This is a genomic window from Pseudomonas sp. 7P_10.2_Bac1 (genome assembly GCF_025465935.1).
Lineage (GTDB): Bacteria > Pseudomonadota > Gammaproteobacteria > Pseudomonadales > Pseudomonadaceae > Aquipseudomonas.
Genome location: NZ_JANLNV010000041.1, coordinates 83215 through 100624, shown reverse-complemented (window position 1 = coordinate 100624; position 17410 = coordinate 83215). Strand labels below are relative to the sequence as shown.

Annotated in this window: 16 protein-coding genes; 9 read left to right on the top strand and 7 right to left on the bottom strand. The window is 57.4% G+C overall.

The window, feature by feature from the left end; translation table 11 throughout:
* Nucleotides 1–28 precede the first annotated feature (28 nt).
* Both NTD86_RS08250 and NTD86_RS08245 read right to left on the bottom strand, forming a co-directional pair.
* Nucleotides 29–2131 carry a TonB-dependent siderophore receptor gene (locus tag NTD86_RS08250; RefSeq protein ID WP_315974731.1) on the bottom strand — a complete coding sequence of 701 codons (2103 nt, stop codon included), beginning with the start codon at nucleotides 2129–2131 and terminating at the stop codon, nucleotides 29–31.
* Nucleotides 2132–2229: 98 nt separating this feature from the next.
* Nucleotides 2230–2943, bottom strand: a complete 714-nt coding sequence (locus tag NTD86_RS08245; protein WP_262201700.1) for a helix-turn-helix transcriptional regulator — start codon at nucleotides 2941–2943, stop codon at nucleotides 2230–2232.
* A 49-nt stretch (nucleotides 2944–2992) separates the two neighbouring features.
* On the opposite strand from NTD86_RS08245, the gene NTD86_RS08240 reads away from it, so the two are divergent.
* A complete protein-coding gene (locus NTD86_RS08240; RefSeq protein WP_262201699.1) occupies nucleotides 2993–4408 on the top strand; it encodes an MFS transporter in 1416 nt (471 codons plus the stop codon).
* Between the two features lie 14 nt (nucleotides 4409–4422).
* Here the strand turns inward: NTD86_RS08240 and NTD86_RS08235 are convergent, their stop codons facing one another.
* Nucleotides 4423–5280 (bottom strand): LysR substrate-binding domain-containing protein, encoded by an 858-nt coding sequence (locus NTD86_RS08235; protein WP_262201698.1) that lies wholly within the window; start codon nucleotides 5278–5280, stop codon nucleotides 4423–4425.
* Between the two features lie 250 nt (nucleotides 5281–5530).
* On the opposite strand from NTD86_RS08235, the gene NTD86_RS08230 reads away from it, so the two are divergent.
* The 4 genes from NTD86_RS08230 (at nucleotide 5531) to NTD86_RS08215 (ending at nucleotide 9758) form a co-directional block, all read left to right on the top strand.
* A complete protein-coding gene (locus NTD86_RS08230; RefSeq protein WP_262201697.1) occupies nucleotides 5531–7192 on the top strand; it encodes a choline dehydrogenase in 1662 nt (553 codons plus the stop codon).
* Complete coding sequence (locus NTD86_RS08225; protein ID WP_262201696.1) at nucleotides 7193–7462, top strand: cupin domain-containing protein; 270 nt, start codon at nucleotides 7193–7195, stop codon at nucleotides 7460–7462.
* A gap of 95 nt (nucleotides 7463–7557) precedes the next feature.
* Complete coding sequence (locus NTD86_RS08220) at nucleotides 7558–8463, top strand: glycine betaine ABC transporter substrate-binding protein (protein WP_262201695.1); 906 nt, start codon at nucleotides 7558–7560, stop codon at nucleotides 8461–8463.
* 134 nt (nucleotides 8464–8597) lie between these two features.
* Nucleotides 8598–9758 carry a sensor domain-containing diguanylate cyclase gene (locus NTD86_RS08215; RefSeq protein WP_262201693.1) on the top strand — a complete coding sequence of 387 codons (1161 nt, stop codon included), beginning with the start codon at nucleotides 8598–8600 and terminating at the stop codon, nucleotides 9756–9758.
* 256 nt (nucleotides 9759–10014) lie between these two features.
* On the opposite strand, the gene NTD86_RS08210 is transcribed toward NTD86_RS08215, so the two are convergent.
* On the bottom strand, nucleotides 10015–10521 hold the full coding sequence (locus NTD86_RS08210; RefSeq protein ID WP_262201692.1) for a GrpB family protein: 507 nt from the start codon (nucleotides 10519–10521) through the stop codon (nucleotides 10015–10017).
* Nucleotides 10522–10651: 130 nt separating this feature from the next.
* On the bottom strand, nucleotides 10652–10780 hold the full coding sequence (locus tag NTD86_RS08205) for a hypothetical protein (protein ID WP_262201691.1): 129 nt from the start codon (nucleotides 10778–10780) through the stop codon (nucleotides 10652–10654).
* A 67-nt stretch (nucleotides 10781–10847) separates the two neighbouring features.
* On the opposite strand from NTD86_RS08205, the gene NTD86_RS08200 reads away from it, so the two are divergent.
* On the top strand, nucleotides 10848–11249 hold the full coding sequence (locus NTD86_RS08200; RefSeq protein WP_262201689.1) for a GFA family protein: 402 nt from the start codon (nucleotides 10848–10850) through the stop codon (nucleotides 11247–11249).
* 37 nt (nucleotides 11250–11286) lie between these two features.
* Nucleotides 11287–12357, top strand: coding sequence for an NAD(P)/FAD-dependent oxidoreductase (locus NTD86_RS08195; RefSeq protein ID WP_262201687.1), 1071 nt, complete (start codon nucleotides 11287–11289; stop codon nucleotides 12355–12357).
* 97 nt (nucleotides 12358–12454) lie between these two features.
* On the opposite strand, the gene NTD86_RS08190 is transcribed toward NTD86_RS08195, so the two are convergent.
* Complete coding sequence (locus NTD86_RS08190) at nucleotides 12455–12820, bottom strand: VOC family protein (RefSeq protein ID WP_262201685.1); 366 nt, start codon at nucleotides 12818–12820, stop codon at nucleotides 12455–12457.
* Nucleotides 12821–12862: 42 nt separating this feature from the next.
* Between NTD86_RS08190 and NTD86_RS08185 the strand changes: the two genes are divergently transcribed.
* Complete coding sequence (locus NTD86_RS08185; RefSeq protein ID WP_262201684.1) at nucleotides 12863–13606, top strand: helix-turn-helix transcriptional regulator; 744 nt, start codon at nucleotides 12863–12865, stop codon at nucleotides 13604–13606.
* A gap of 43 nt (nucleotides 13607–13649) precedes the next feature.
* Here NTD86_RS08185 and NTD86_RS08180 read toward each other — a convergent pair whose 3' ends face one another.
* Entirely contained in the window at nucleotides 13650–14861 is a 1212-nt protein-coding gene (locus NTD86_RS08180) for a YeeE/YedE family protein (RefSeq protein ID WP_262201683.1), read from the bottom strand.
* A 202-nt stretch (nucleotides 14862–15063) separates the two neighbouring features.
* Here NTD86_RS08180 and NTD86_RS08175 point away from each other — a divergent pair, with 202 nt between their 5' ends.
* Nucleotides 15064–17301: a TonB-dependent siderophore receptor gene (locus NTD86_RS08175; RefSeq protein ID WP_262201682.1), complete on the top strand. Its 2238-nt coding sequence runs from the start codon at nucleotides 15064–15066 to the stop codon at nucleotides 17299–17301.
* Nucleotides 17302–17410: the final 109 nt, after the last annotated feature.

Here is a 17410-nt window from a genome sequence, read left to right as displayed (position 1 = left end):
CGTCCACACAGTGGACCACGTGGTGGTTTTAGAAGTTGTAGCTGAGCGAGGCTGTCACGTTGCGCGACGGGCCGTAAAAGCCCGAACCGCCGCTGTACAGGCTCATCAGGTATTTGCGATTGGCCACGTTGTTCAGGTTCAGCGCGGTACTCCAATGTTTGTCGATGTCGTAACTGGCCATCACGTCGACCAAGGCATAGGCGTTCTGGCGAATGCGGCTGTCGCTGTCCACCTGGATCGCACTTTGCCAGGCCACACGGGTACCCACCTTGGCCTGCGGCATGCCCGGCAATTGGTAGGTCAGGCTGCCCCGCAAGGTATGCGCCGGGACGTATTGACGGGCCTTGTCGCCGTCCGGGTCTTCGATGTGCACGTAGGTATACCCACCCAGCACCTGCAATCCGGTCGCCAACTGGCCACTGGCTTCCAGCTCCACACCACGACTTTTATAGTCTTGGCTCTGGTACACCGACTGCGAGCCAATCATCTGGCCAGTGGCTTCGGCGACGTTACGCTGATCGGTCTTGAACACGGCGGCGGAGACGTCGAGCTTCTGCTCCAGCAGACTGCCCTTGACCCCAACTTCATAGCTTTTGCCATCCAGCGGCTCGAGCACCTTGCCTGCTGAATCGACGACGTATTGCGGATTGAAGATTTTGGTGTAGCTGGCGTAGACCGAGTATTGATCGTTGATGTCATAGACCAACCCGGTGTACGGCGTGACTTTGCCGTGAATGCGTACATCACGCGGCGTGCCGTAGTCAGTACCGTCACTGTCGACACTGAGCATGCGCGCACCGGCGATCCAGTGCAGTTGATCCGTCAGGCTGAAACGCGCCCCGGCATACACGCTTTTTTGACGGTCAGTGAAACTGGCCATTTTTGTATCGTTGTCGGTATAGGTCATGTCCGGACGAGGGACATGGCCGCCCAGGGTCTGGTCCAGATCGGCCGGAATCAGCTCATCAATGCTGTTGTAGTAACCGCGTTCATGATGGCGCGAGCGCCCGTAGTTCACCCCCACGGTCAACTGGTGCTCACGACCGCCCAGGCTGAACGGGCCGCTGAGTTGCGCCTCACCCAGCAATTGCTTTTCGTTGACATTGGTGTGGCTCGGGTCGGCCAACCAGGGCTGCTGATCATCGTTGGCCATGAGGTAGTACATGTTGGCCGATTGACGCTGGTCTACCGCCGTCACGTTCAACGTGCCCTTCCAGCCGTTATTGAATTCGTGGGTCAGCTCGGCAAAGGCCCGCAGGGTATGAACATCCCAGTAGGTCCAGTCCTGACCGACGCTGGAGCCACGGCGACTGTAATGGATCAGGTTGCCGTCAGCATCGACCAGCGGCAGGCCGCCCCAACTGCTGCCGTTGGCATTGCTCTTGTTGTCCGAGAGGCCGACCGTGAGCGTGTCTGCGTCACTCAAGTCGAAAGCCAGCATGCCGCTGAGCACATTCTTCTCACGCGAGTACCGATCAAGATAGGAATTGCCGGTTTCGTTGGCAAAAATCAAACGGCCCCGCACATTGCCGGCATCGTTGAGCGGGCCGGAGACATCAACGTCTACCCGACGGGTGTCCCACGAGCCTGCCGACACCTTCAATTGGGCTTGCGGCGTAGCCGTCGGGCGCTTGCGGATAAAGTTGACGGTGGCCGAAGGGTTGCCCGTGCCGCTCATCAAGCCGTTGGCGCCGTGCAGAATATCCACCTGCTGGTATTCGGCCATGTCCAGGTCGCCATTGAGCAAGCCTGCGCTGAAGGGTGCGCCGATACCGTCGTACTCGAAATTGCTGATATCAAAGCCGCGGGAGGTGAAGCTGGTACGGTCCGTTTCATATTGTTCGACGGTCACCGACGGCGCACTGCGCAGCGCATCCTTGACGCTGTTGAGGTTGAAATCATTCAACTGCTCGCGTGACAGAGTGGTCACACCCTGCGGCGTTTCCCTGGCCGAAAGGCCCATCCGGGTGGTGGTGCTATCGACCGGTTGCTGGTAATCGGTGGTCGAGGAGTCACTCTCGGCACTGGCCTGAACTTCGGTTTTAGGGAGGGTTAAAGCGTCCGCGTGGGCAACAGGCGCTGTCGCCCATGCGGCGGCCAGCAGGGCTGAAACAGGCAGGATAGATTTCAAAATGGCGGATCCATGATTGCAAATGCGCCTGAATACTATTTGAGATCAATTATCAGGTAAAGCGTCAAGCTCCATAAATGTAACAATTCGTGAGTCATTCACCCTTCAGTAATGCGGTAGGCACAACGCCGCGCGCCCAGCTGGATGTGCTCTACCCTCTGCACTTTTGCCTGCAAGACCCGCTCAAAGACTTGCAGTTCTGCACGGCAAAAACCCTGGCACTCCGTCGCGGCTGCACAGATCGGGCAGTGGTTTTCCACCAGGATCAGTGCGCCATCCGGTTGCTCGCTGCATTGCGCCATATACCCCTCACGGGTGCGTAATTGTGCCAGCCGTTCAGTGCGTGCTTTCAAGCCCACGAGCCCTAGCATTTCTGACTCGTAGAGGGCCTGGGTCTGACGTTCACGCACATCAATCAAACGCTCAATGGCGTCCTCACCAAAGGTATCGCGCACGGTCTGCAGCAGTTGCACCGTCAGTTCGGAATGCGTATCCGGAAAACGCGCATGCCCCGCTGCGGTGAGTTGCCAAACCTGCGTTGGGCGCCCAACCCCGCGTACCTCTGCCTTGGCCTCAGCTAAACCACTGGCCGCCAGCTTCACCAATTGTTGTCGTGCCGCCTCCCCGGAGGTGCCCAAGTATTCGCCCGCATCACTGGCCAGTTGCGGACCGCGTGTTTTAAGCAGATGTAAAAGGCGATCCGCCGGCGATGACGACGCGGAATATTCCAAGCCATTTCTTGACAAAATAATGAGCCCCGCAGCAATATTCAAAGCAATTGCTTGGCAAATTAACTCAACCCCACGTTTCATGCAATTCGCCGAGCGCTCACAGGCGCAACCGCCGCACAAGGAAACATCCATGCAAGCCCAAGACAGCAGTTGGGGAGAGTTACTCCTCGGCAAGAACGCCACCCGCTCCATCGCCCTCTCAGGTGGCATCGCCCTGTATGCCACCAACACCTATATCGCCACCACTATTCTGCCGTCTGTAGTCGCCGAAATCGGCGGGCTGGAACTGTATGCCTGGAGCACCACGCTGTATGTGGTGGCCTCGATCCTCGGCTCTGCCCTTACCTCCAAACTGCTGCAACGCACCGGCCCGCGGCTGGCTTACACAGTCGCAACGTCAGTGTTCATGTTTGGCGTATTGATCTGCGCTTTGGCGCCGAGTATGCCGGTGATGCTCGGCGGGCGACTGATCCAGGGGCTGGGCGGCGGCATGTTGCTTGCCTTGTGCTACTCGATGATTCAACTGGTGTTTGAAGAACGTCTATGGCCGCGGGCCATGGCGTTGGTGTCCGGCATGTGGGGCGTTGCGACACTGGTTGGCCCGGCGGTGGGTGGCGTGTTCGCTGAAATGGATGCCTGGCGCCTAGCGTTTGGCTCGATGGTGCCGATCAGTCTCGCCTACATCGCCCTTACCCATCGCGCACTGCCGCCCCGTGACCCCGAAGCAGTCACCTCTTCGCGCCTGCCAGTCGTGCAATTGGTGCTGCTCGCCGCGGCAGTGCTGGCCGTGTGTGCCGGCAGCGTCTCGTCGCTGCCGAGTTGGAACCTGCTGGGCATCGCGGCGTGCGCGATTCTGGTATGGGCGTTGATCCGTCACGAATCCCGTGCCGCGATCCGTCTGCTGCCCAGAAATGCGCTGAAAATCAAGACACCCCTTTTCGCGCTCTATGCCACGACCTGCTTGCTGGTGATCGGCATGAGCAGCGAAATTTTCATGCCGTTCTTTTTGCAGCACCTGCACGGTCAGTCGCCACTGATTGCCGGTTACATGACTGCATTGATGGCTGCGGGCTGGACCGTCGCTGAAATCCTCAGCTCCGGCTGGACCGGCCGCGGGCCGCAACGTGCCATCCTCGCGGGGCCACTGTTTATTGTGGCCGGACTGGTGCTGCTGGCCATTACCACGCCAATGAGCAGCCTGGGCGAATGGACGCATCTGGCGCCTATCGGCCTGGGACTTTTTCTGGTTGGGTTTGGGATTGGGCTGGGTTGGCCTCACCTGCTCACGCGCATCCTGCAAGTGGCCTCGGAGCAAGATAAAGACACTGCCGCGGCGTCGATCACCACTTTGCAACTGTTCGCCATGGCCTTGGGCGCGGCATTTGCGGGCGTGATTTCCAATGTGGCGGGCATCAATGACCCAACTGGAAACACCGGCATTGCCAATGCTGCATTCTGGCTGTTTGGACTGTTTACTGTGGCGCCGGTTCTGGCAATGTTCATGACACGGCGCGCAGTGCGTATGCATAACGCTTCAACCGTGTAAAAGCCTGTAAAAAATTAACGGAGCGACACCTGCTTGCGCAGTTCTTCGGCAAACTGCTGCACTGCTACCGGCACGGGTTGATTGGCAAGCCGCAACTCAATCATCACGTTGCCGAGTACCGGCAGACCATGAGCCGCCGCATCCAGCACTTGCCAGCCCGGTTGCATCAAGGCGCTGGACGTTGCTGCAATTGCCAGGCCGCTGTCGACCGCCAGTTGAACACCTGCGACCCCTGTGCACTCGAAGACGATCTCGTAGTCGCACTGGCTGGCGCTCAAGGCGCTGAGGATCTGCCCACGAAAGCCGCAGCCGTGGGGGTACAACGCAAGCGGCAGCGGTGTCTGTGGCATCCATGTGAAGGACTCTCCCGCCACCCAGTGCAACGCATCACAGCGCAAGACATCTGCGTTGCCGTCGTTATTGCGCCGCGTGACCAAGGCCAAGTCCAGTTCCCCTTGTTCAAGGGCCGTGAACAGGTTTTGGCTGATGTCATTACGAATGTGCAGCCGCACATTCGGATAACGCTCAATAAAATCGCGAAGAACCGGCCTCAGGAAGGCGCTCGCATAATCGTCCGGAATACCGAAGCGAACAGCGCCGCTGATCTGCTCTTTGATAAACAGATCCATGGCCTCATCGCTCAGCGCAAGCATCTTGCTGGCGTATTGCAGCAACAATTCGCCATGTGGGGTGAGTTCTGCCGTCTGATGCCCTCGATCAAGCAAGCGCTTGCCCACCAACTCTTCCAGCTTTTTAAGCTGGATGCTGATCGCCGCCTGGGTCTTGTGCAGGCGTTGTGACGCCAGCGACAAACTTTTGCATTGAGCAATGGTTTTGAACGTATGCAGAAGTGACAGATCCAGTTGTCGCACAGAGGTGGCCCTCAATCAGGCAGTGACTCGCAAACGGCATTAAGCGAGAAAATTTCACAGGCTGTCAAACAAGCATCTGGGTGCAAGTCCGGCTTAAACATTATTTAAGCCGGGCATTTCATTTATTAAATATCGGAGTTTTTGACCTTCCTATACGTTTAGCGAAACGCCGTTATCCAACGTTAAAAGCCATTGGATCTGCATTGCCTGATGACGCCGATGGCCGGCAAGTCTCGTCCAGGAAAAAATAATGACTGAATTTGATTATGTAATTGCGGGTGCAGGTTCTGCAGGCTGCGTTTTGGCACGAAGACTCTCGGATGCCGGGCACACGGTGTTGCTGCTCGAAGTGGGCCCCTCGGACAAGTCCTGGATCATTCGCATGCCCGCCGGTTTGCGTTCGGCATTTAAACCGAGTTCCAAATACAACTGGTGGTACTACACCGAGGAACAGGCCCACTTGAACAAGCGGCGCCTGCAACAGCCCCGGGGCCGAGTGCTGGGCGGTTCTTCGTCCATCAATGGCATGACCTGGTTACGCGGTCACCCCATGGACTATGACCGCTGGGAGCATGAGGGCGCAAAAGGATGGAGTTGGGCCGATTGCGCGCCCTACTTCAAAAAAATCGAATCAAGTGCCATCGCCAGCCGTTACCGCGGGCAGAACGGCCCCATCAGGGCTCAGCGCCAGGAACACTTGAGCCCGCTCAATGCAGCCTTTTTGCAAGCGGGTCAGCAGGCAGGCTTTTCCCTCACGGATGACGTCAACGGCTATCAGCAAGAAGGGGTTTCGCGCTTTGAAATGAGCGTCAGGGACGGCATCCGCAACAGCGCAGCCTATGGGTATCTGCATGCGCTGGGTGAGCACCCCAACCTGACAATCTGGCTGGGCTGCGAAGTACAAAAGATCACGCTGCAAGGCTCTCGCGCCACCGGCTTTGAGGTCAGCTATCAAAACCGCAGGGTTAAGGTCACAGCCCGCCGTGAGGCCATTGCGTCCTGCGGTGTATTCGGCTCTGCGCAATTGCTGATGTTGTCGGGGATTGGCCCCGCCGCCCATCTGCATGAGCATGGCATTGCCTGCCACGCGAACTTGCCGGGTGTCGGTCAAAACCTGCAAGACCACCTTGAATGCCATATCCAGGTCGAAACCAAGGAGCCGGTCTCGTTGAACAGGGAACTGCAACCGCACCGGATGCTCTGGGCGGGCGCCCAGTGGTTCGGCTTGAAAAAAGGCGTCGCCGCAGTCAACCAGTGCCATGTGGGTGCGTTCCTCAATAGCGCTGCGAGTACTCCGCATCCCGATATTCAATTTCACTTCTTTCCGGTCTTTTTCGACAAAAACTGGATACCTGTTTCAACCACTTACGGCTATCGGATCGGCGTCGGCCCAATGCGTCCGACCAGCCGCGGCGCGGTCAGGCTGCGCAGTGCCAAGGTCTCTGACCCGCTGCTGATCGACCCGAACTATATGGCCACAGACGAAGACTGGCGCGTCATGCGTGAGGCCATGCGTTTAGGCCTGGAGTTCGCCAGTCAACCGGCGCTCAAGCGTTACAACTACCGCGAAGATACGCCAGGACCACATATTCGCGGCGCCAAGGCGATGGACGCCTTTATTCGCGAAGACGCGGCAAGTGCCTACCACCCATGCGGCACCTGCAAGATGGGCAAACCTGACGACCCCATGACCGTAGTAGACAGCCAGCTGCGTGTCATCGGCATCGAAAACCTGCGGGTGATTGACGCCTCGGTCTTCCCTTCTGTACCGAGCGCCAACATCAATGCCGCCACCATCATGCTTGCCGAAAAAGCCAGCGACATTCTGTTGAACAACCCCGCATTACCTCAAGAAGCGTTGCCATTTCACTGGCATGCCCAACCCACCAGACTTGATCGGAGTACAGCCTGAATGTCGAAAATCATTCAACGTGAAGCCAGCCCGCTGGAGAAACAGCAGTGCCTGAAGTGGGAACTTTGGCAAAGTGGTGAATCCGACGTATTCGAGTACACCTACGACCAGGATGTTCAATTTGTCGTTCAACAGGGTGAAGCGGTTATCCATAGCCCAACTAACCCACCCGTCACGATTACACCCGGCAAACATGTCACCATTCTGAAAGGTGTCCAGGCCAAGTGGGCTATTAACTCGCCCGTCGCTAACCGCTACCAATATGTTTGACAACTGATTTTTAAATAATAAAAACAGGCGAAAGGACCCGCCCCGATCATCTATCTGCCAAACACTTGATAATTATATTAATTGGAGATTATTCGATGATGACTTATTTATTGCGTACTCGAACACTGTGCGCCTGGTTAGTGGGAGCTTTATTGTTAAACACCGCCATGACTGTGCAGGCTGATACTCAAAAGCCGGTAGTGATTGGATGGGTTAACTGGGCGGATGCCGAAATCACCACCAAACTCGCAACAACCATTTTGGAAGATCAACTCAAGCAGCCGGTAAAACTGATACAGGCTGACATCGGCATCCAGTTCCAGGCGCTCGCCAACGGCAAACTCGACATGATCCCGATGGCTTGGCTCACCTACAGCCACAAACCTTTTTGGGACCAGTATCACGACCGTCTGGAAGACTTGGGCGTCTTATACGAGGGCCGCCTGGGGCTGGCCGTCCCAACAACCGTTCCGATCAGTGAAGTTGCCAGTATTGAAGACCTCAACAAGCCCGAAGTTCGAGCGAAGCTGGGCGGCAAGATCCTGACCTCACAGGTGGGTAACGGACAGTACATGTCGGCAACGCGGGCTATTGAACAATACAAGTTAGATGGTTACAAGCTGGTTGCGTCGTCCGAAACCGGCATGCTGAATGAGCTGGATCGCAATCTGAAGCGTGACAAATGGTCGCTGATCAACGCCTGGAGCCCCCACTGGATGTTCTCCACCTGGTCGTTGCGTTACCTGGATGATCCCAAAGAGGTATACGGCAAGACCGAGCAAATCCACGCGGTGGCGCGCAAGGGCTTCACCCATGACTACCCGCAAGTTGCACACTTCTTTGCACGCTTCAGCATTCCAGTAAAAGACCTGGAAGACATGATGAAACACGCCCGGGAATCATCGGCAGATCAGGTGGTCGCCGAGTATTACGCGGCGCACAAAGGCACCTACCAAGCCATGTTTGAGGCAAGCCCGCCGGTGAGTACTGCCCAGCATTAGGCCCGGCACAGTCAGTGATGCCTGCCAACTTGCCTGCAGGATGGCTTGGGGGTTCATCGGACGGTTCTGCGAAAATTCAGTGATTGAGCATACAATTGCCATCACCTTCACACCCATGGCAGGCCGCTCAATTCATGGCGCTCGACCCCCTTACCCTATTGACACTCACCGTCGCGCTGGCCGCTGCGGCGGCACTGTATCTGGCCATCGAATGGCGCAGTGTGCGTGAGTCTTCGCTGCTGCTCTGGAGTGCGGGATTTGCCACGATTACCGTGGGCTCATCACTCGCGCTGTTGCGCAGCATTGGATTCTTGCTGATCGGTATCTGGTTCGCCAATGGCTTGCTGGTGGTTGCCCATTGGCTGTTTCTGCTGGGCGTTGCGCGCTTTACCCAAGTGCGCCTGTCGCGAGGCTGGTACCTGATTTTTGCGATCTGGCCCGCGCTGTTGCTTATCCCGAATGACCCGTCATGGTCCAGAGTCATGCTGCTGATCAACTCGCTGCTGGTTTCACTGCTGGCACTCAAGGCCAGTTGGCTGCTGCGGCCCCACGGTAAATCATTGAGCGTGGGCGCTGTGCAGTTGCGGTATGTGCTGCTGATTCACGGTCTGTTTTATCTGATAAAAGCCGTCATCGCAGTGCTACCCGGCGAATTTATTGACCTGGCGGCGTTTCGTGGCGAGATCATTCAGATCTCTCTGGTGGAAGGGGCAATGGCGATCATGCTGATTGCGTTGTCGATGACGGGTACCGAGCGCTACCGACGTGAGCAGTTGATCGCACGTCTTGCTGCCCGTGACCCGCTGACCGCGCTGTACAACCGTCGAGCCCTGGAAATGCGCGCACCGTCTTTATTGAATGGCGTATCAGCCCAGCGGCCAGGGGGACTACTACTGATCGATATCGACAACTTCAAACTGATCAACGATCTGTTTGGCCACATGGCGGGCGACCGGTTACTGGTGACTCTGAGTGAAATCATTCGCGCCGAACTCCCCAAAGACGCCCTCGCAGCCCGACTGGGTGGCGACGAGTTCGTGATTCTGTTGAGCAACGCCTCAAGCGAACGTATCGAAACCCTGGCCAGTGCCCTGCGCGACCCGTTTTACCTCGCCACTTCACAAACCTTCGCCACCCCACAGGCCGTGACCCTGAGCATTGGTGCCGAGCTGTTCGACCGCCCACCTGCCAACCTGAGCCAGTTGATCGAATTGGGCGACGCCGCGCTCTACGCCTCCAAACGCGGAGGCCGCAATAGTGTGCGGCTGGTGGACCGCACGGCGGCGAATCAGTGATTTAGTCGGGATAGACACTGCAAAGGCGCCATCCAGGCGTGCATTCTGCTAGCGCGAAAAGCCCAGTATCAACCGCCGCTGCTCGCCAATTGTTCAGTCATCGGCCTATAAACCTGAACGCCCGCTGCAAACACCAGAGGGCGATCCAGCATGGCCAGAGGGGAAAACCGCCGCCAAAACATTCAGCCTGATTCTCCCGGAGCCTGTTGGACTGAGCCGCAAGCCCATAGAGGATTTTGCTCATTAGCCTTGGGCCTTATTCCTCCAGAAACGGCTCCAGCCACGCATCAATGTAGGGTGCCTTGTGCGCAAGGTATTCGCTAATGCCGCCCCGATTATTGGCTTCAAGTTGTAGCTTGACGTCCTGATACTGCTGGCGAATGTTGTCATTTTCACGCAACAGGTCGCGAAAAAGCAGCATGCGCTCAATCTGTTCATGACCGGCGACGCAGACGTGGATTTTATGGGTTCGCACCCCGTTGATATCGCGGCGATAAAAGTGATGGCCAGCAGAAAGATTACTGCCACGAACATAGCCCAATGCCTGCAAGAACTCGCCGCGAGCCTCTTCATTGCCGTGCTCAGAAACAACCACCAGGATGTCGATTTCCGGTTTCGCGTAGATCTCGGGAACGGCGGTACTGCCGATGTGATGGATGTCGATCAACTCCGGGCCAAAGGCGTTTTCTACACGTTGTTTTTCAGTCGCAAACTGGAGCGGCCATTGAGGGTCATACGGCGAAATTTTACTGGTGAGCGCCATAAGCTGTCCTTACATCACAGACGCAGAAAGGGTCACTCCCCGCCGCCCGCCAAACGTTTGATGAATAAACAAATTGATACACGATTTTACGCCGCCGAAATGGCTGAATTATGACGGTGTCAGCAGGCACTTATCCATTGGCCCACTTCACAAATGCCGCGCCGACTTCCTTCAACACCGCTTCGCGTGCCTCAAGGCTGAGTGAGGGGGCGTCGTAATAGGCAGCCACCAGCAACGGTTCACGATCAGGTGGTCGCACCTAAACGTTGAGTTGCAATTCAGTACACGTTTAGAGTGTCGCCTCTCATACATGGAGGTCTTTGCCAATGAATAACCTCTTGCTCGGCAGTTGCCTGTGCGGTGTAGTCAGGTACCAGACACCTTTGCGGCCCGTGTCTATTTCCCACTGCCATTGCAGCCAGTGCCGCAAGCATCACGGGGCGGCCTATGCCAGTTTTTGCAATGTACTGCGCGAGGATCTCGAGTTGACCCACGGCGCCGAAAACCTCAAGTCGTTCGAGTCTTCGCCGTCGGTATCACGTCAGTTCTGCGGCGAATGCGGTTCATCGTTGTTCTGGTCTACCTCCCAAGGGCAATACGCGGACTGGATCTCTATTGCCGTGGGCACCCTCGACACGCCTATCCATTGCGATAAACAAAAGCACATCTGTGTAGCCTCCAAGGCCGGATGGCATGAAATCACCGATCCATGGCCCCAGCACCGGTAAGCACAAAGAGAAACAAGCAGACACAGGGAAGGTTCGGATGGAAGTAACGCATGGCAAACACATCGTCATCATCGGCGCTGGCATAGTCGGGGCGTCGTTGGCTTATCACCTGGCTGACAAGGGCGCGAAAGTCACAGTCATTGAAGCCGGAGAGATCGCCTCTGGAGTGACGGCAACCTCGTTCGCCTGGATCAACACCACCTGCGGTGAGCCGGACCCGATTGCTCAGCTGCGTCGCGAGGCTATCAAGGAATATCACCGCCTTGAAGCACAGCTGCCGGAGCTGAACATACGCTGGACAGGCGCGTTATCTTACGGTGTAGGGCTGGACAACGTGTTGCACGACCCGGCCCGTCAGTTGACGCGAGCACAGATCCTGGCCCTCGAACCAAACCTAAAACAGCCGCCGCAACAAGCGCTGTATGTCGCTCAAGAAGGCGCGCTGGATGCCGTCGCAGCCAGTCGGGCATTGATCGCGGGCGCGCAAAAAAACGGCGCAACGGTGCTCACACAAACCCGTGTTCTGGGCTTTCAAACCCTGCATGGCAAAGTCACTGGGATTAAAACCTCAAACGGCCTACTGGCCGCGGACACCGTCGTGCTGGCTGCAGGTACGGGTATCGCAGCGCTGACACAAACACTCAACCTGCCGCTGCCTGTCGAGGCTTCACCTTGTATTTTCATCCGCTACAAAGCACCGCCCGATCGGGTGCAGACGATCATTTCCAATGCTGCAATGGAAATCCGGCACACGGCTGACGGTGCGTTACTGGCGGCAGAGGATTACCTGGACGACAGCCCCGAAAACCAGCCGGCTGCCATTGCGCTGCGCACAGCCCACGCCATCCAGAACGAGCTTGAAGGTGTTGATTTCCTGGAACCCGAGCTGGCGTGCGTGGGGTTGCGCCCCATAGCATCAGACCGGATGCCCATCATCGGCTACTTTCCCGGCATCGACGGTGTCTACGTGTGCACTGTGCATCCAGGCGTTGCGCTGGCAGCCATCGTCGGCCGTCTGGTGAGCGAAGAAATCGTCGACGGCAAGGTCAGCGAGGCGCTGGCGGCGTGTCGGCCTGAACGCTTTTGCCTGGATACACCTTCAGCGTAGGAGCTGCCGGAACACAACAGCCGTGATCGTACGCTTAGCCGTGCAACGCTCAAGAGCTAAACATCGCAGCCTGCGGCAGTTCCTGCAGTTACCGCCCTCAATCGGGCATGCACACTCGCAACCGGTGCCCGTCCGGGTCCAGTCCCACAAAGGTCAGCCCGAACACTGCACGTGCCAAGGGCTGTTCAATGGCAATGCCCAGCGCCTGCCAGCGCTGGTAAGCGGCCTCGACCAAGGCTTCGGTGTCGACCAGAAAACCGACTTCCATCCGATGCCCGCTCCCGCCGGACTGGAAGTTGGCTGCCTGTTCAGACCACAGCCCAAGGTGCGAGTGGTTGCTTAATTCGAAGGACACAAAGAAAGGGAAATCGCTTGTCGGGGCTTTTTGCAACAACTGTTCGTAGAACACCCGGCTGCGCGCTGCATCGGCAACGTAGAGAACAAAGAGATTGGAATGATTCATGGCAGTACCCTTATGCGATAAGAGCGCGCAGGTTATTCGACGATGCTGACAAATCCTGTCAGCATGCCCGCCATGACCCGTTCAGAACGTTTATTACTCCTGCTGCAGATACTGCGTCGGCACCGTTACCCCGTTAGCGGTCATGTGCTCGCTCACGAAACCGGTGTCAGCTTGCGCACGATTTATCGCGATATCACCGCATTGCAAAGGCAAGGAGCCGATATCCAGGGCGAGCCCGGCATCGGTTATGTGCTCAAGCCCGGTTTCACCCTGCCCCCGCTCATGTTCACCGAGACCGAGTTGGAGGCCCTGCTTTTGGGCCTGCGCTGGGTGAGTCGCAGAACCGACTCGTCGCTGTCACAGGCTGCGGCCGATGTCGAAAGCAAGATCCGTGCGGTACTTGAACCCAGAGTCGCAGAGCGGTTCGACAACACGGCGCTGTTTGCAGGCCCCGGGCTGTCCGATGACGATGACGGGGAGATCGCACGGACGCTGCGTGATGCGATCCGTCAAGAGCAGAAAGTGATCATTGAATACAACGATGCAGGACAAACCAGTACCCAACGCCTGATTCGGCCGGTGTGCATTGGGTATTTTGATGGTTTTCGGATACTCGCCGCGTGGTGTGAGCTTCGCGACGATTTCCGGCATTTTCGGCTGGCAAGAATGACCCGGTGTGTCACCAGCACGGCGTTTTTCACAGGCCAGGGCGGCTGGCTGTTAAGCCAATGGAAAATCCGTAATCGTCAACGCGGCATTCTTGAACAGCCTGCGCCACATCGCTGATTAAACGCCTTGCAAGCGATGTGACGAAAGCTTCAGTGCACGGTCAGCAACCGCTCAACGCCACTTGCGGACGTTCGCCGGCGAAGAATAACGGCCGCAGGCGCACACCCACGCTGTTGCCCAAAAATGCCGCCACCAACCATACCCAGCCATGCAGGCTGCCCGAAGCGATGCCGCTGAAGTACGCGCCAATGTTGCAGCCATACGCAAGGCGCGAACCATAGCCGAGCAACAGCCCGCCGATAACTGCCGCCAACAGCGAACGGGCCGGGATTTTCAGGCTCGGTGCAAAGCGGCCTGCCAGCCCTGCCGCCAATAACGCGCCGAGGATGATACCGATGTCCATGACGCTGGTGATGTCTTCCCAGACCGGCGCCGCCAGTGCCTTGGCGTTGCTCGGCACTTGCCAGAACCCCCAGTTGCTGACGTCCACGCCCAGCCCGCTCACCACCTTGGCGCCCCACAGGGCGAAGGCCGAGGTGATGCCCCACGGGCGACCCGCCAGGGCCAGTGTGGCGTAGTTGAGCAACGCCAGGCCAATCGCGCCCCACACCAGTGGCCATGGCCCGCGCAGAAAGCGGCGAAACCCTTGGTGTTCACTGGTTATGCCCTCTTCCAACTGGCCATGACGGGATTTTTCCAGGCGCACGGTGACCGCCGCAATAACGCCGAAGATGGCCAGGCTCAGCAACAGGGCTGGCACTACGCCGAAACTCTTGACGATGGAAGTGGCCGGCAGCGAAGGCAGCGCAAACCACCAGTCGGCGTGATGGGTGGCGATGACCGAACCACAGATAAAGAAAAACAGCGTCACCAGCATCCGCGCATTACCGCCACCGACGGTGAACAGGGTGCCGGAAGCGCAGCCCCCGCCCAATTGCATGCCGATGCCGAAAATGAACGCACCGAACACAACGGACACTCCCACGGGAGCCACCAGCCCGACCACGGGTTGGCCGAACAGCGTGCCAGCACCCAGCGCCGGGAAGAACAGCAGCACAGCCACTGACAGCATGACCATTTGCGCGCGCAAGCCAGCGCCGCGTCGATCATTGATAAACACCCGCCAGGCCGAGGTAAAACCAAAGGCTGCGTGATACAGGGTCAAACCCAGGGCGGCGCCCACCACCAGCAATAACACCTGGCGCGACCCCACTGTGTTTTGCAGGAATGCGGCGCCCAGTAACAGTAGGATGAAAGCCACCAGCGGCGCAAACGACTTGCGCTCCGGTGCAATAGACAGAGTACGGCTCATTAAGAATCTCGGTACGTGTGAATTGAAGATGTGCGAAGGCAAGAAGTATACCCTTCGATGTTTCCCCTAGCGCCCGAAGATTTGAATACACACACCCCGGGGAAAATGTATTCGAAATAAACTGAAAAATTACTAACTATCTGCCTCGTCATTCGTTTGAAGCACTAGACAACTTCAAAAAACTGACAAGGAATCAGCGGCAATGCGTGCCACCCTCACCCGTTCTGTGACGTTAGCCCTCGGTCTTATCAGCAGTTCGCATTTGTTGGCAGATGCTGAAACCCGGGATGACACCGAAACGAAACCTACCGGTATGGAACTCGCCAGCACCCGCATCAGCGCCCAGGGATTGGGTTCGACCACTGAAGACACCGGATCCTATACCACCGGATCAACCAACACCGCGACCAAGCTCAACCTGAGCATTCGCGAAACCCCGCAGTCGATCTCCGTGGTGACCCGCCAGGAGATGAATGACTTCGACCTCAACACCCTCACCGAAGCCATGCGCCACACCACAGGCGTGGTGGTGCAGCACAACGATTCGGACCGTGTCAGCTATTCCTCACGCGGCTACACCATCAACAACTTCCAGATTGACGGGATGCTCAACACGTTCAGCTACATGAAATCTGACGCTGACACCATCATTTACGACCGCATCGAGGTGGTACGCGGCGCCACCGGCCTGACCACCGGCGCGGGTGATCCGTCGGGCACCATCAACATGATCCGCAAGCGCCCTACCCGTGAACTGGCTGCCACGGCGGGAATCAGCGGTGGTAGCTTCGACGACTATTACAGCTACGTCGATGTGGGCGGACCACTGGGCTTCGACGGCCGTTTGCGCGGCCGTACCGTGCTGGCCTACCGCGACAGCAAGTCGTTTCGTGATGAATACGCGCTCAAGCGTGAAGTGGCTTACGGCATCCTGGAAGCCGACCTCACCGACGACACCACGGTCGCCGTCGGCTACGACTATCAGGACAAACAGGTACGCGGCTCATCCTGGGGCACAACACCCTACTGGAACGGCACGGGCGACAAGGCGCACCTGGGGCGCTCAACCAACTGGGCGGCCCCCTGGAGTTCCTGGCCAATGAAGGACAAAACTGCATTCGCCACCCTCGACCAGCAGTTGTTCGATAACTGGCGACTCAAGGCGGCCTATACCCATCGCACCAGCGACTCCGACGGCAAGGTGTATTACGCCGGAGGTGGCTTCCCCAACGCCGATGGCACCGGCATGTCGGCTTATAGCAGCCACTTTGCCGGTGACGAAACCATGACGGCACTTGATGTCAACGTCTCGGGCACTTACCCGCTGCTGGGGCGCGAACACGAACTGATGGTCGGTTACGGCGAAGCCAAGTACGACAGCACTTCGCCCCTGTCGATTGACTTGAACCCTGACGACTACGGCACCATACCGGACTGGCATGACCTGGGTTCAATTCCCAAATACCGAGACCAGGACACCGGTATTGACGGTAGCCACAACACGATCAAGCAAAAATCCGGCTATCTGGCCACGCGATTTAACCTGACAGATGAATGGCACGCCGTGCTCGGTACGCGTTATGGCAGTTGGAAAAGCTCAAACGCCAGCCGCGAATTCGACGACCAGGCACCGGGCGGCATCAATTACCAGAAGGTCGTGCAAACCCACAACGACATGATCACGCCCTATGCCGGCCTGCTATATGACTTCACCGATGAACTGACGGCCTATGTCAGCTACACCGACATCTTCAAACCGTCCACTGACAAGGACGCGAGTGGTTCATACCTCAAGCCCGTGGTCGGCAGCGTGTATGAAGTGGGCCTCAAAGGGAGTTTCCTGGAAGAACGCCTTAACCTGTCGAGCGCGGTGTTCTGGAGCAAGCAGGATAACGTCCCGGAAATCGACGACTCCGTGCCACGCGGCCCGAACGGCGAGGAATATTACAAATCCGGGGGCAAGGGCAACAAAATCAAAGGCTTTGAAGTTGAACTGGCCGGTGAACTCACCCGTGGCTGGAACATGATGGCCGGTTACACCTACACCCACTCGCTCAATGCTGATGGCCAGCGAATCAATACCGCCTCACCGCTGAACCTGGTCAAGGTGTCGACCAGTTACAAGTTACCGGGCGAATGGAGCGCGATGACCGTAGGCGCAGCGGTTAACTGGCAGAGCGACATCTACCGCGCAGGCAATCGCCCGACCGGCCAGAAAAACCCGAACGGCTATCCGATCACCACCAAAGAGAACATCACCCAGAAGTCCTACACCCTACTCGACCTGATGGCGCGCTATGAGTTCGACGCCCATGTCGCAGCGACGTTAAACGTCAAAAACGTGCTGGATCAGAAGTATTACGACAACGTAGGTTTCTATAACGGCGTGTTCTGGGGCGAGCCAAGAACTGTCAGCCTGGGCCTGGAGTGGAAGCTGTAACGCCAAACGTCTTCCCTGAGAGCCGCCAAGAAACAACGGCTGCGATCTTTTGATCGGTCAAACAACCCACAAGATCAAAAGATCGCGAGACAAGCTCGGTCCTGCAGTT

Excerpts from the sequence above, each read along its gene's own strand:
- NTD86_RS08195 (WP_262201687.1), top strand. The coding sequence starts at position 11,287 with ATGGAAGTAACGCATGGCAAACACATCGTCATCATCGGCGCTGGCATA.
- NTD86_RS08180 (WP_262201683.1), bottom strand. The coding sequence starts at position 14,861 with ATGAGCCGTACTCTGTCTATTGCACCGGAGCGCAAGTCGTTTGCGCCG.
- NTD86_RS08230 (WP_262201697.1), top strand. The coding sequence starts at position 5,531 with ATGACTGAATTTGATTATGTAATTGCGGGTGCAGGTTCTGCAGGCTGC.
- NTD86_RS08240 (WP_262201699.1), top strand. The coding sequence starts at position 2,993 with ATGCAAGCCCAAGACAGCAGTTGGGGAGAGTTACTCCTCGGCAAGAAC.
- NTD86_RS08220 (WP_262201695.1), top strand. The coding sequence starts at position 7,558 with ATGATGACTTATTTATTGCGTACTCGAACACTGTGCGCCTGGTTAGTG.
- NTD86_RS08215 (WP_262201693.1), top strand. The coding sequence starts at position 8,598 with ATGGCGCTCGACCCCCTTACCCTATTGACACTCACCGTCGCGCTGGCC.
- NTD86_RS08200 (WP_262201689.1), top strand. The coding sequence starts at position 10,848 with ATGAATAACCTCTTGCTCGGCAGTTGCCTGTGCGGTGTAGTCAGGTAC.
- NTD86_RS08175 (WP_262201682.1), top strand. The coding sequence starts at position 15,064 with ATGCGTGCCACCCTCACCCGTTCTGTGACGTTAGCCCTCGGTCTTATC.
- NTD86_RS08225 (WP_262201696.1), top strand. The coding sequence starts at position 7,193 with ATGTCGAAAATCATTCAACGTGAAGCCAGCCCGCTGGAGAAACAGCAG.
- NTD86_RS08245 (WP_262201700.1), bottom strand. The coding sequence starts at position 2,943 with ATGAAACGTGGGGTTGAGTTAATTTGCCAAGCAATTGCTTTGAATATT.
- NTD86_RS08190 (WP_262201685.1), bottom strand. The coding sequence starts at position 12,820 with ATGAATCATTCCAATCTCTTTGTTCTCTACGTTGCCGATGCAGCGCGC.
- NTD86_RS08210 (WP_262201692.1), bottom strand. The coding sequence starts at position 10,521 with ATGGCGCTCACCAGTAAAATTTCGCCGTATGACCCTCAATGGCCGCTC.
- NTD86_RS08185 (WP_262201684.1), top strand. The coding sequence starts at position 12,863 with ATGCTGACAAATCCTGTCAGCATGCCCGCCATGACCCGTTCAGAACGT.